14 protein-coding genes are annotated in these 12,371 nt (G+C 25.9%); all 14 read left to right on the top strand.

Annotated elements, in window-relative coordinates:
- The first annotated feature begins 1 nt into the window (after position 1).
- Positions 2-571 (top strand): histidine phosphatase family protein, encoded by a 570-nt coding sequence (locus tag HMPREF0078_RS04160; protein ID WP_004838878.1) that lies wholly within the window; start codon positions 2-4, stop codon positions 569-571.
- Complete coding sequence (locus HMPREF0078_RS04155) at positions 568-1,599, top strand: metallophosphoesterase family protein (RefSeq protein WP_004838877.1); 1,032 nt, start codon at positions 568-570, stop codon at positions 1,597-1,599. Before HMPREF0078_RS04160 ends, HMPREF0078_RS04155 begins: the two co-directional genes overlap by 4 nt.
- Positions 1,592-3,502 (top strand): ATP-binding protein, encoded by a 1,911-nt coding sequence (locus HMPREF0078_RS04150; protein ID WP_004838876.1) that lies wholly within the window; start codon positions 1,592-1,594, stop codon positions 3,500-3,502. Before HMPREF0078_RS04155 ends, HMPREF0078_RS04150 begins: the two co-directional genes overlap by 8 nt.
- Entirely contained in the window at positions 3,499-4,179 is a 681-nt protein-coding gene (locus tag HMPREF0078_RS04145) for a metallophosphoesterase (protein ID WP_004838875.1), read from the top strand. The genes HMPREF0078_RS04150 and HMPREF0078_RS04145 overlap by 4 nt, the downstream gene beginning before the upstream one ends.
- Positions 4,179-4,712 (top strand): class IV adenylate cyclase, encoded by a 534-nt coding sequence (locus HMPREF0078_RS04140; protein WP_004838874.1) that lies wholly within the window; start codon positions 4,179-4,181, stop codon positions 4,710-4,712. The genes HMPREF0078_RS04145 and HMPREF0078_RS04140 overlap by 1 nt, the downstream gene beginning before the upstream one ends.
- A 58-nt stretch (positions 4,713-4,770) precedes the next feature.
- Positions 4,771-5,700 carry an aspartate carbamoyltransferase gene (pyrB, locus tag HMPREF0078_RS04135; protein WP_004838873.1) on the top strand — a complete coding sequence of 310 codons (930 nt, stop codon included), beginning with the start codon at positions 4,771-4,773 and terminating at the stop codon, positions 5,698-5,700.
- Positions 5,693-6,121, top strand: a complete 429-nt coding sequence (locus tag HMPREF0078_RS04130) for an aspartate carbamoyltransferase regulatory subunit (protein ID WP_004838872.1) — start codon at positions 5,693-5,695, stop codon at positions 6,119-6,121. The genes pyrB and HMPREF0078_RS04130 overlap by 8 nt, the downstream gene beginning before the upstream one ends.
- Positions 6,121-7,317, top strand: a complete 1,197-nt coding sequence (locus HMPREF0078_RS04125) for a dihydroorotase (RefSeq protein WP_004838871.1) — start codon at positions 6,121-6,123, stop codon at positions 7,315-7,317. Before HMPREF0078_RS04130 ends, HMPREF0078_RS04125 begins: the two co-directional genes overlap by 1 nt.
- Positions 7,292-8,158, top strand: coding sequence for an orotidine-5'-phosphate decarboxylase (gene pyrF, locus HMPREF0078_RS04120; protein WP_039920509.1), 867 nt, complete (start codon positions 7,292-7,294; stop codon positions 8,156-8,158). Before HMPREF0078_RS04125 ends, pyrF begins: the two co-directional genes overlap by 26 nt.
- The gene (locus HMPREF0078_RS04115) at positions 8,145-8,861 is read left to right on the top strand and encodes a dihydroorotate dehydrogenase electron transfer subunit (protein ID WP_004838869.1); all 717 of its coding nucleotides are present in this window, start codon (positions 8,145-8,147) and stop codon (positions 8,859-8,861) included. Before pyrF ends, HMPREF0078_RS04115 begins: the two co-directional genes overlap by 14 nt.
- Complete coding sequence (locus HMPREF0078_RS04110) at positions 8,861-9,760, top strand: dihydroorotate dehydrogenase (protein ID WP_004838868.1); 900 nt, start codon at positions 8,861-8,863, stop codon at positions 9,758-9,760. Before HMPREF0078_RS04115 ends, HMPREF0078_RS04110 begins: the two co-directional genes overlap by 1 nt.
- 8 nt (positions 9,761-9,768) lie before the next feature.
- Positions 9,769-10,338 carry an orotate phosphoribosyltransferase gene (gene pyrE / locus HMPREF0078_RS04105; protein WP_004838867.1) on the top strand — a complete coding sequence of 190 codons (570 nt, stop codon included), beginning with the start codon at positions 9,769-9,771 and terminating at the stop codon, positions 10,336-10,338.
- 82 nt (positions 10,339-10,420) lie between these two features.
- Positions 10,421-11,122: a glucosaminidase domain-containing protein gene (locus HMPREF0078_RS04100; protein ID WP_004838866.1), complete on the top strand. Its 702-nt coding sequence runs from the start codon at positions 10,421-10,423 to the stop codon at positions 11,120-11,122.
- 128 nt (positions 11,123-11,250) lie between these two features.
- On the top strand, positions 11,251-12,371 hold a 1,121-nt coding region (locus tag HMPREF0078_RS04095; RefSeq protein WP_004838863.1), incomplete at its 3' end, for a MurT ligase domain-containing protein.

The raw sequence follows: 12,371 nt of genomic DNA, 5'->3' as shown, positions 1-12,371 counted from the left end.
TATGAAAATAATATTTTTAAGACATGGATTAACAGAATCAAATAAAGAATTAAAATTTTCAACTCCTAAAACAAAACTTTCAAAAAAAGCTTATATTGATTTGGATAAAAGCAAAAAAAATTTAAAAAATTACAAAATAGATAAGGTCTTCACATCAAAGTTAATAAGAAGTCAAGAAACAGCAAAATATTTGGGCTTTGATGAATTTATTGAAGACGAAAGATTAAATGAATTAGATTTTGGGGATTTTAAGGGGCAAAAAGTTTTAGAAACAAAAGAAAAATACAAAGATTTCTATGAAAATTTAAAAAATAATCCTTACTCAACTAAATATCCTAATGGAGAAAGCGTTGAAGATTTAATAAAAAGAGTTAATGATTTTATAAAAGAAAAATCTACTTATGATGGAAATATTTTGTGTGTAAGTCATGGAATTGCAATTAGAGCAAGTTTGTTTACGGTCTTAAAAGATTTAAATAATTTCAAAAATTTTTGGATTGATAATGGTTCTATTACAGTTTTTGACATAAATGAAAATAAAACAATGATTGAGTGTGTGAATTTGATATGAAATTTATCCATATTTCTGATATACATTTGGCTGATAAATTGGATTTTGATAGTTCATATAGCAAGCTAATAAGAAAAATAAAATGGGATAGTTTTGAAAAAATTTTGAAAGAAAATAAAGATGTAGATTTCTTATTGATTTCGGGAGACCTTTTTGAAAGAGATTATTTTAGTCTAAAAGATTATCAAAAATTATTTCAAATATTTGAAGAATTTTCCAAAAATATATATTATCTTTGCGGAAACCACGATTATATAGATTCAAAAAATGAAATATTTTTCTCAGATAAACCTAAAAATCTTCACATATTTTCTAGTGAAAAATTTGATTTTTTTGAGTATGAAAATGTGAGAATTTATGGAATTTCTTATAATGATAGGATATTTGATAAAAATTTTAACTATAATATAAGGCTTGATTACAATTTTTATAATATCTTTTTATGCCATGGGGAATTTAATCAAAATAATTCAACTTATATGAATTTAGATTTGGAAAAAATAAAAAATCTTAAATTTGATTATGTTGGTTTAGGTCATATTCACAAAAGAGAAGAGTTTTTTAAAAATATTTTTTATGTAGGAAGTATTGAGCCTTTTAGTTTTAAAGATAAGGGAAATTTCGGCTATAATTTAGTAGATGATTATGGCATAAATTTTATAGATTCTTCCCAAATGAGTTTTAAAAGTTTAAAAATTGACTTAAACAATTTTGAAAATATTTATGGATTAGAAAAATATTTGGCAAATCTTTTGGATAAAAAATATAATTTTTTAACTATAAATTTATCAAATTATGATAAGTTTGCTTTTGATGAGAAAAGTTTAAAGGATAATCTAGATATTACTTATCTTAAAATTAATAGGGAAAAAAGCATAGATTATTATGAAAATTTAGGAAAAATTTACGAATCTTCTTTGCTTGGAGATTTTTATAAAAATGTTAAAGATTTGGATATGAAAAATCCCATTAATAAAAGATGTTTGGAAATTGGCTTTGATGCCATATTGAGGAGCAAGGATGAGTAAGGTTTTTATTAAAGAGTTGAATTTAATTTCTTTTGGTAAATTTCAAAATAAATCTATAAAATTAAATCCAAATTTTAATTTGATTTATGGGGATAATGAAAGTGGTAAATCTACAATTTCTGATTTTATTGAAGGTGTATTTTATGGCTTTGATGATGGAAATAATAAAAGGCATTTCTCCTATAAAAAAGAAAAATACAAACCTTTAGGCTCTTATAAATATTTTGGAAATTTGATCTTATCATCTAATAATGAGGATTTTAGGATAGAAAGAAATTTTGATGATGGTTCATATAAAATATATAACTTGTCTTTGAAAAAAGAAATTTTGGGCAAAAAATCAAATTTGAATTTCCCTGGAGAATATTTTTTAAAATTAAATTATTCTTTGTATAAGAGTATAGCAAACAATTACCAACTTCAAAGTTTTGATAAGGATTCTAAAAAAGTTGTAATAGATTTTTTAAAAAATCCATCAAATGATATGATTTTTTCTCAATTAAACGCTGTTGATAATATAAAAGATTGGCTAAATAAAATTGGAAGTTCAAGGGCGTATACAAAGCCTTACGCAAAAACTTTAAAAGAATTGGAAAATAAAAATGAAAAATTGGATAATATTAGAAATCTTAGAAAATCCTATAATAATGACATATTAAATTTGAAAAGACAAAGAGAAGAAATAAAACTCTTAGAAGAAAAACTCAAAAAATTAAAAATTGATAGGGATAATTACAGAAAATTTAAAGCAAATTCTAATTATATTGAAGAAAAATCTAGGCAAGACCAGCTTAAAATAATTGATAAAAAATTAGAAGATTATAAGGAATTTTCAGGAATTGACAAAGTATTTTTTGATAATCTTGATAGGCTTTTGGAAAAGCAGGATGATTTTTATAAAAATAAAAAAGATAATAAGATAAATTTATTTTATTTTTTAATAGGATTTATGATTTTATTTGTATCAATTTTCACAAAAAAATATTTTATCTTATTACTCTTACTTCCACTTTTTTTATTTTATTTTTTTAAAGGTAAAATTTTAAATATAAATAGCAGAGAAGAGATTAGCAATTTAAATATAAAAATAAAAAATGAATTTTCCAAAATTTCTGTAAATTCTAAATCTTCTTATAAAAATGCAAAAAACAAATACAAAAACTATGAAAAATTAATTATAGAAAGAGATAAGACTTTAGAAATTTTAAAAATTCTTCAAAAACAGGAAAAATATGATGTGCCTATTGATTTTTCTTGTGATGAAATTGATATTTTGAAATTAGAAAATAAAATTAAATTTTACGAAAATTCATATCATAAACTTTTAGACGATAATTTAAAACTTGAAAAAAAGCTTGTAAGTGTTGAGGAAAAAATATCAAAAGAAGTTGATTTGATTGATGAAATTAATCAATTAAAGGAAAAATTAAATTATTTAGAAATAGAAATTTCTGCGTGCAATAAAGCTATAGATATTATAAGTTCAAACAAGGATAAATTTATTTATAATAAAAAAATTCTATCTCAAACTATTAGTCAAATAATTAGAGAAATTTCAAAGGGGAAATATAAAAAAATTGATTTTAATAAAAACCTAGAGCCTATCATAATAAGTTCTGATAATGAAATAATTGATATTGATAAAGTTTCAATAGGATTTTTTGACCAAGTTAATTTTTCACTAAGATTTGCTCTTTGCGAAAAATTATTAGATAATTTATTTTTGATTTTTGATGATGCTTTTATAAATTATGACAATGATAGATTGAGGATGGCTTTGTTAAATTTGTTGGATTTATCAAAAAAATTTCAAATTATTTATTTTACATGTCATAAAAGAGAAAAAGATATTTTTGATGCAGAGGCTATTAATATAGATATAAAAAATATGGAGCAAGTATGATATATGCAATAGGAGATTTACATCTTGATTATACAGAAGAAAAATCCATGGAAGTATTTGGCAAATCATGGCTTAATTATCAAGAAAAAATATTTAATAATTGGAATAAAATTGTAAATTCCGATGATACAGTATTGATTGTAGGCGATATTTCTTGGGCTATGAATATAGAAGATGCCTACATTGATCTTAAAAAAATCGATGATCTTAACGGAAATAAAATAATGCTAAAAGGCAATCATGATTATTGGTGGTCATCCTTAAAAAAACTCAATGAATTAGATTTAAAATCTATTAAATTTTTGCAAAATAATTCTTTTTTTGAACAAGGCTATGAAATTTGTGGAACAAGAGGATGGATTAGCAGAGATAATAGTGAATTTACAGAACACGATGAGAAAATTTTTAAAAGAGAGCTACAAAGACTTAAAAATTCATTGGACTCTAGTAAGACAAATAATAAAAAAATTGTAATATTACATTATCCACCTCTTAATAGCGATAAATCTTTGAATGAATTTTTTGGAATTTGTAAAGAGTATCAAGTAGAATGTGTATTGTATGGACATCTACATGGACCAGGGCATAAACAAATTTTTGAAGGTATAGTAGATGGTATAGAAATAAAATGTGTGGCAGGAGATTATATAAATTTTTTGCCAGAAAGGATAAGTTAATGGATAGAGAATTAGAAATCAAGGTATTAAATATTAATATCGAAGAAATTGAAGAAAAATTAAAAGCGAAAGGTGCAGAATTTTTGGGAGTAGAAATTCAAAAAAATCATACCTTTGCTCCAAAAAACGCAAAAGAATTTTCTAATGGTTATTTGAGAATTAGAGAAAAAACTGTAGATGATAAAAGAGAAGCAACAGAGCTAACTTTCAAAGAAGTTGTTGATAACAAAGATAATATAAGAGTAAATAATGAATACACTACTACAATAAATTCAACTTCAAATATGATAAAAATTTTAGAAGAAATTGGCTTAGTTGAAAGATATGTTGGCGATAAAAAAAGAATTTCTTATAATTATAGGGGACAAAGATTTGATATAGATATTTGGTCCAAAGATGTTTATCCTGATCCTTATATGGAAATTGAATTTACAAATGTAAATTTAATGGAAGAAATTCTAGATGAATTTGAAATTGATAGAAAAAATGTGACAAATGAATCAATTAACGAGTTAATCGAAAAACGTAAATAATTATTGACGAGTCTATATGCTTTTGGTATAATAGTAAAAACAAAAAAAGGAGTGTCAAATGCTAAAGATTAAAAATTTGTTAAGTGCAGAAGATTTGTTTAAAGATGATTTACTTGAAATAATTGATTTAGCAGAAGACATAATGAAGAGTCCTGAAAAATTTTCCAATTATTGTAATGGAAAGTTATTAGGGACTCTTTTTTTTGAGCCTTCTACTAGAACAAGACTTTCTTTTGAATCAGCAATGTTAAGACTTGGAGGAAGCGTTGAAGGATTTTCAAATCCAAAAGCATCAAGCCAAGCTAAGGGAGAAAGCTTACAAGATACAATTAGAACTGTAAGCCAATACGTTGATGTAATTGCTATGCGCCATCCACAAGAAGGAGCTGCAAAATTATCATCAGAAACATCAGATTGTCCAATAATAAATGCAGGAGATGGTGGACATCAACATCCAACTCAAACTCTAACGGATATTTTGACAATTTCAACTTATAAAAAAAGACTTGAAGGATTAAAGATAGGAATTTGTGGAGATTTAAAATATGGAAGAACTGTTCACTCTTTACTTAAAGTTATGACCTTATTTGATAATAATGAATATGTACTAATTTCTCCAGAAGAATTAAAACTTCCTAACTACATTAAAAAAAGTGTTTTTGAAAAAAATAATATAGAATATGTTGAAAAAAGATCTTTGGATAATTCTATAGATGATCTAGATATTTTATATATGACAAGAATTCAAAAAGAAAGATTTTTCTCTGACAACCAATATACAAGATTAAAAGATTCATACGTATTGAATAGAGAAAAGTTAGCTAATGCAAAAAAAGATCTTGCAATCCTACATCCACTTCCAAGAGTAAATGAAATTGACAAAGATGTGGATGATGATCCCAGAGCTTTATATTTCCAACAAGTTAAATGCGGAATGTATGCTAGAATGGCACTAATTATAAAATTATTGGAGGCTAATAATGATTGAGATTACTTCATTAAAAAATGGAATTGTAATAGACCATATTAAACCAGGATTAGGAATAAAAATTTTTAATCTTTTAAATCTAGACCAACTTGATGATGAAGTTGCCCTAATATTAAACGCAAACTCTTCCTCTCAAGGAAAAAAAGATATAGTAAAAATTGCAAATAACTTAGATATTAATTTAGATGCTGTATCAATAATAGACCCAAGTGCAACAGTAAACTTCATTGAAGAAGAAAAAGTTGTAGAAAAGAAACAATTAGAATTACCAGAAGTTAGCAAGGGAATTTTAAAATGTCAAAATCCAACTTGCGTATCAACCACAGAAAGAAATATTGAAAGCAAATTTATATTGATAGATAAAAAAGAAAAAATGTACAAATGTGCTTATTGCGATCACATATATGATGTGGAGGAATAATGAAACAAATTTTTACAAATCTTGTTGCCATTGATGATATAAATATATCAAAAAGGGACATCTTTGTAGAAGATGGATTTATAACAACTGAATTTAAATCTGATGAGGAAACTAAGATTATAGACTGTAATGGTCTTGTCTTGGTTCCTTCTTTTGTGGACATGCATACTCATTTTAGAGATCCTGGATTTACCTACAAAGAAGATTTAAAAACAGGATCAATGTCAGCTCTAAAAGGTGGATATACAACTGTAAATTTAATGCCAAATACAAATCCAATTGTATCAAGCAAAAAAATATATGAGGATATTGTTAAAAGAGCAAAAGATTTAGATTTAATAGATATTAAACAAGTTTATTCAATAACAAAAGATTTCAAAAGTGATGACCTATCTCATTTAAAAGATTTACCAGAAGGATTATTGTTCTTGTCAAATGATGGTAAGGGCGTTGATGATGATTTTTCTATGTATCAAGCTATAAAAATCGCAAAGAAAAATAATTTAAAATTTACCTTGCATGAAGAATGTAAAGAAATTTCAAAATATGACTATGAAATAGCAGAAGATGTGATGACTTTGAGAGATTGTTATTTATCTTATAAGATGGATATGCCAATTCATTTTTCTCACGTTTCTACAAAAGGAGCAATTGAGGCAATAAGATATTTTAAAGATTTGGGAGCGAAAATTACATGCGAAGTAACACCTCATCACATATATTTTTCTGATAGAAAAGAGTTAAAAGTAAATCCACCAATTAGAAAAGAAAAAGATAGATTGGCCTTATTAGATATGATAAAAAAAGGATATGTTGATTGTATAGCTACAGATCATGCTCCTCATTCCAAGGAGGAAAAAGAAAACGGTAAGCCAGGCTTTATTGGACTTGAAACAGCTTTTTCAACTTCTTATATGACTTTAGTAAAAGCTGGAATCATTTCATTAAATGATTTGATCAGGTTAATGTCAACAAATCCTTCAAAACTTCTTGAAATAAAAAAAGGAAAAATCAAAGAAGGATACATGGCTGATTTTACTCTTATAGATTTTGATAAAGTATATGAATATAAAGAAGAAGATATTTTATCAAAATCAAAAAATTCATTATTTATAAATCAAAAACTCCAAGGACAAATAGTAAGAGTTTACAAGAAAGGAATTTTGAAATATGACCTTAATGGAAAGACTTTATAAAAAAATCGAAGAAAATGGATTTGTTTGCGTTGGTCTTGATACATCACTAGATTATATTCCAGAAAAAATGAAGAAAAATAAAAGTGTAAGCGAACAATTATTTGATTTCAATAAAGAAATTATTGACAATACAAAAGATGTTTGTGCTATTTATAAAGTTCAAATTGCCTACTACGAATCTTATGGTATTGAAGGAATGCTTGCTTACAAAAACACTTTAAAATATTTAAGAGATAATGATTTGTTATCAATTGCTGATGTAAAAAGATCAGATATTGCTCAAAGTGCAAGTCAATACGCAAAAGCACATTTTTCTGGTGATTTTGAGGCTGATTTTATGACTTTAAATCCTTATATGGGAATGGATTCAATTTCTCCATATCTTGAATTTATAAAAAACAAAGATAAAGGAGTGTTTGTTCTTTTAAGGACTTCAAATCCAGGAGCAAATGATTTTGAATGCCTAAGATTAAAAGATGACAGCGAATTATTTTATACAATTGGAGATAAATTAAAAGAATTAAATGATAAATTGATTGATAATTCAGGATACGGACCTATTGGACTTGTAGTTGGTGCAACTCACAAAGAAGAAGTTGAAAAAATCAGACAAAGATATAAGAATATGTTTTTCTTGATTCCAGGTTTTGGAGCACAAAAAGCCGATTCATTAAATGTTTATAAATTGTTAAATTCATTAAATGGAGGAGTTGTAAATTCTTCAAGAGCAATACTTAAAAATTATTTAAACTATGATGATGGGGAAGATAAAATAGGAGATTATGCAAGAGAAAAATGTATAGAAACTAGAAAGGAAATCCAATCTAATGGAATCTTATAGAGAAGCTTCTGTAATTTTTAATAAAAAAATAAAGGATGATATTTATTTTTGTAAAATAAAAACCAAATTAAATGCAAGACCTGGTCAATTTTTCATGTTAAGATGTGATAGTTTTAGAAATTCGCCACTTCTTTCAAGACCATTTGGAGTATGTGACCAAGATGATGAGTCTATGTCTTTTTTATACCAAGTTAAAGGTGTTGGAACAAAAATTTTAAGTGATTTAAAAGAGGGTTCAAAAGTAAAAATATTAGGACCTTTGGGAAATGGATTTGAAATAAAAAAAGGCAAGAAAGCTGCAATAGTTGCTGGTGGAATTGGAATAGCTCCACTTTTATATTTGGCAAAATCATTAGATTTAAAAGCAGATTTTTACGCGGGATTTAGTGATGAAGAATACTTTACAGATTATTTTAAAAATTTTGTAAATTCTACAACTGTAACTATTGATAAAAAAGATAAAATTTTTATAACTGAAAAAATAGATACAGAAAAATATGATGTAATTTATGCTTGCGGCCCAAATCAAATGCTAAAAACTTTGGCAAATAAAAATAAAAATGCTGAAATTCAAATTTCAATGGAAGCCCACATGGCTTGTGGAATTGGTGCATGTCTTGGTTGCACAGTAGAAAATGTAAAAGGCGATTTTATAAGAGTTTGCAAAGATGGTCCAGTTTTTGATTCAAAGGAGATTTTCTAATGAGTTTAAAAGTTAATATTTGTGGAATTGAATTTAATAATCCAGTCATAGCTGCAAGTGGAACTTTTGGTTTTGGTAAAGAATTTGCAGAATATATTGATATAAATAAACTTGGAGGAATTTCTTCAAAAGGACTAACCCTACATAAAAATTTGGGAAACAAGGGAATAAGAATTTATGAAACTGCTGCTGGAATTATGAATTCAATTGGACTTCAAAATCCTGGAATAGAATATTTCATAAAAGAAGAATTACCGTTTTTAGAAACAAAAGATGCTGTAACCATTGCAAATCTAGGCGGTCATAGTGTCGAAGATTATGTTAAGGGAGCCCAAATGCTTGATAAAACAAGTGTCCCAATAATTGAATTAAATATTTCTTGCCCAAATGTAAAAGAAGGTGGAATGGCTTTTGGAACAAATCCTAAAAAAGCTTGCGAAGTTATAGAAAAAGTAAGAAAAGCTACAAAAAAAGTTTTGATGGTAAAACTTTCTCCAAATGTTGGAGATATAAAAGAATTTGTAAAAATTGCAGAAAATTCAGGAGCTGATTGTATTTCTCTAGTAAATACTTTTAATGCCCTTGCAATTGATGTTGATAATAAAAAAGCAGTTTTTGAAAATAAAACTGCAGGTCTTTCTGGACCTTGTATAAAACCAATTGCTTTAAGAATGGTGTATGAAGCAAGTAATGCTACAAATTTACCAATAATTGGTATGGGTGGAATTTCAAATTACAGGGACTGTTTGGAATTTATTATGGCAGGAGCAAGTGCAGTGCAAGTTGGAACAAGCAATTTTGTAGATTTTAACACAATGATAAATATAGTTGATGATTTAGAAAAATATATGCAAAAAGAAAATTTAAATTCGCTAGAAGAAATAAGAAAAATTATATAGGAGAGATTATGGATAGAACAATTGAATTATTAAAAAAATCTGATGCACTACTAGAAGGACATTTTTTATTATCAAGTGGAAAACATTCAAAAAAATATATTCAATGTGCAAAATTAATAGAAAATCCTGTTTATTGCGAAGAAGTTTCAAAAATAATTGCTGAAAAAATAAAAGAATCAGGCATAAAAGTAGATTTGTGTGTTGGCCCTGCAATGGGCGGAATAATTATAGCTTATGAAGTTGCAAGAGCTTTGGGAGTTAATGCAATTTTTACAGAAAGAGTAGATAATATTATGACTTTAAGAAGGGGATTTGAAATAAAAGAAGGTATGAATGTAATTATAGTTGAAGATGTAGTTACAACAGGCAAATCTTCTTTTGAAACTGTTGATGTAATTGAAAGCTATGGAGCAAAAGTAAATGCTTTAACATCAATTGTAAATAGATCTGGAAAAAAAGAAATTAATGGTTTAAAATTATTATCTGCAACTGAGCTTAATTTTGAAACTTATGATCCTGATAATTTACCAGAAGATTTAAAAGATACACCAGCTGTAAAACCAGGTTCTAGAAAATAAAATTTGCAATCTAGCATAAGAAATGATATAGTAGTTGTAATTGTTTTGTTACTATTTATTTATGAAAGAAGGAAGATAAAGGATGAATAAAAAGAGATTTAAAATTTCATTTTTATCTTTTTTAGCTATTGTTCTTGTGCTAGTTATTTCTACAGGATTGGAAAAATCATCTCTAGCTGCAAAAAACAAAGGTAAAAGAGATAGCTTGATTAATGGAGTAAATGAAATTAGCAATGAAACCTTAACTTTAAGACAATCTAGAATTGAAAGATTTGAAAAATTAGAAAAAGATTATAAAGAATTGAACGATAAAGGATCTGATGAATTAAGCAAAACATCAATTTTGTATTTAACAAACAAAACTAATTTAACTGCTGAGGAACTTGAATATGGTCTTAAAAATACAAATTTACAAGGTCTTGGAAAAGATTTCAAAAAAGCAGAAGAAAAGTATGAGGTAAATGCGATTTTATTGATGGGAATGGCAAAACACGAAACTGGAAATGGTCATTCATACCTTGCTAAAACAAAAAATAATTTATTTGGCTTTAATGCTATCGACCAAGATCCTATTAACAGTGCAAATACTTTTAAAGATAAGGGCGAATCAATAGATCACGTTGCTAAATTTCTAAAAGAAAATTATTTAAGTGAAGATGGAAAATATTATAATGGAATTTCTACAAAATCTATAGGAAAGTTATATGCTAGCGATCCAGAATGGTCAAATAAGGTAGATTATATGATGAGAGAAGTTTGTAGAAATATTCTTCAGGAAAAATAGACTAAACTAAAAGTTTTAGTCTATTTTTTTGTTTAATTTTAAAATAAATTTAACTCTTTTATTATTTAAAATAATTTGAATAAAAATTTTATAGACTTATTAGCCTTTAATCTGATATAATTTATTTTATGAATATAAAAGATAAATTAATTATTAAAATTGCAAAATTTAGTAAATTTTTACTAAAACTTACAAATCATAAAGCAACAAGTTTGCCAGGGAAAATCGCTTATAATTTAGATAATGATATTTTGGATGCTTTAAGCGAAAATACAAAATTTATTTTTGTAACTGGTACTAATGGGAAGACTATGACAACTCATTTTGTTACAAATATTTTGAGAAAGCACTATAAAAATGTTTTTACAAATGATTCTGGTTCAAATATGATTCAAGGTATAATAACAGTTTTGTTGGATATTCCTAAAAATGAAAATGCACTTGCGATCTTGGAGGTAGATGAAGCTAATCTTGTTAGGATAAGTAAATTTTTAAAACCAGATTATGTTATTTTAACCAATATTTTTAGAGACCAAATGGATAGATTTGGAGAAATTTATAATGTTTATAAAAAAATTATGGATGGACTTAGCGAATGTAGTGATGTAAAAATAATTGCCAATGGAGATTTGCCTATTTTTTCATACGATGAGCTAAAAAAATATAATCCTATTTATTATGGAATAAGAGAAGATGATAAAGAATTTAATTCTTATAATCTTGAGGCAGAATTTAATAGTGATGGAATTTTATGTCCAAAATGTAATTCAATTTTAAAATATAAATTAGTTAATTATTCTTCTTTGGGAGATTTTTCTTGCCCAGAATGTGATTTTCATTCTCCTAAATTATCTTATAATATTGGAGAGATTATTTCTATGGATGCAAATTTTTCAAAATTTAAAGTAAATGGAGAAATTTATGAAACTCAAATTGGAGGATTTTATAATATTTATAATGCTTTAAGCGCAATAGCTCTTGCTAAAGAATTGGAAATCCCTTATGAAAAAATCTATGAAGGCTTAAAATTTCAAAAACATGTATTTGGTAGACAAGAAATAATTAAAATTGAAAATAAAGAAGTGATAATAAATCTTGTCAAAAATCCTACAGGCTTAAATCAAATTATTAATTTAATGTTATTAGAAAAAGAGCCAATTAGCTTATATTGTTTGTTAAATGATAACTACGCTGATGGGACTGATGTTTCTTGGATATATGATTCTTATTATGAAAAACTTAAAAAATT

The sequence above is a fragment of the Anaerococcus vaginalis ATCC 51170 genome, assembly GCF_000163295.1.
GTDB classification, from domain to species: domain Bacteria; phylum Bacillota; class Clostridia; order Tissierellales; family Peptoniphilaceae; genus Anaerococcus; species Anaerococcus vaginalis.
Note: the sequence above shows the minus strand (reverse complement) of the source record. Positions and strands in the feature narration are given on the sequence as shown.

Bases quoted from the DNA above. Each gene is read 5' to 3' on its own strand.
- HMPREF0078_RS04160 (WP_004838878.1), top strand. From the start codon at position 2: ATGAAAATAATATTTTTAAGACATGGATTAACAGAATCAAATAAAGAA.
- HMPREF0078_RS04155 (WP_004838877.1), top strand. From the start codon at position 568: ATGAAATTTATCCATATTTCTGATATACATTTGGCTGATAAATTGGAT.
- HMPREF0078_RS04150 (WP_004838876.1), top strand. From the start codon at position 1,592: ATGAGTAAGGTTTTTATTAAAGAGTTGAATTTAATTTCTTTTGGTAAA.
- HMPREF0078_RS04145 (WP_004838875.1), top strand. From the start codon at position 3,499: ATGATATATGCAATAGGAGATTTACATCTTGATTATACAGAAGAAAAA.
- HMPREF0078_RS04140 (WP_004838874.1), top strand. From the start codon at position 4,179: ATGGATAGAGAATTAGAAATCAAGGTATTAAATATTAATATCGAAGAA.
- pyrB (WP_004838873.1), top strand. From the start codon at position 4,771: ATGCTAAAGATTAAAAATTTGTTAAGTGCAGAAGATTTGTTTAAAGAT.
- HMPREF0078_RS04130 (WP_004838872.1), top strand. From the start codon at position 5,693: ATGATTGAGATTACTTCATTAAAAAATGGAATTGTAATAGACCATATT.
- HMPREF0078_RS04125 (WP_004838871.1), top strand. From the start codon at position 6,121: ATGAAACAAATTTTTACAAATCTTGTTGCCATTGATGATATAAATATA.
- pyrF (WP_039920509.1), top strand. From the start codon at position 7,292: ATGACCTTAATGGAAAGACTTTATAAAAAAATCGAAGAAAATGGATTT.
- HMPREF0078_RS04115 (WP_004838869.1), top strand. From the start codon at position 8,145: ATGGAATCTTATAGAGAAGCTTCTGTAATTTTTAATAAAAAAATAAAG.
- HMPREF0078_RS04110 (WP_004838868.1), top strand. From the start codon at position 8,861: ATGAGTTTAAAAGTTAATATTTGTGGAATTGAATTTAATAATCCAGTC.
- pyrE (WP_004838867.1), top strand. From the start codon at position 9,769: ATGGATAGAACAATTGAATTATTAAAAAAATCTGATGCACTACTAGAA.
- HMPREF0078_RS04100 (WP_004838866.1), top strand. From the start codon at position 10,421: ATGAATAAAAAGAGATTTAAAATTTCATTTTTATCTTTTTTAGCTATT.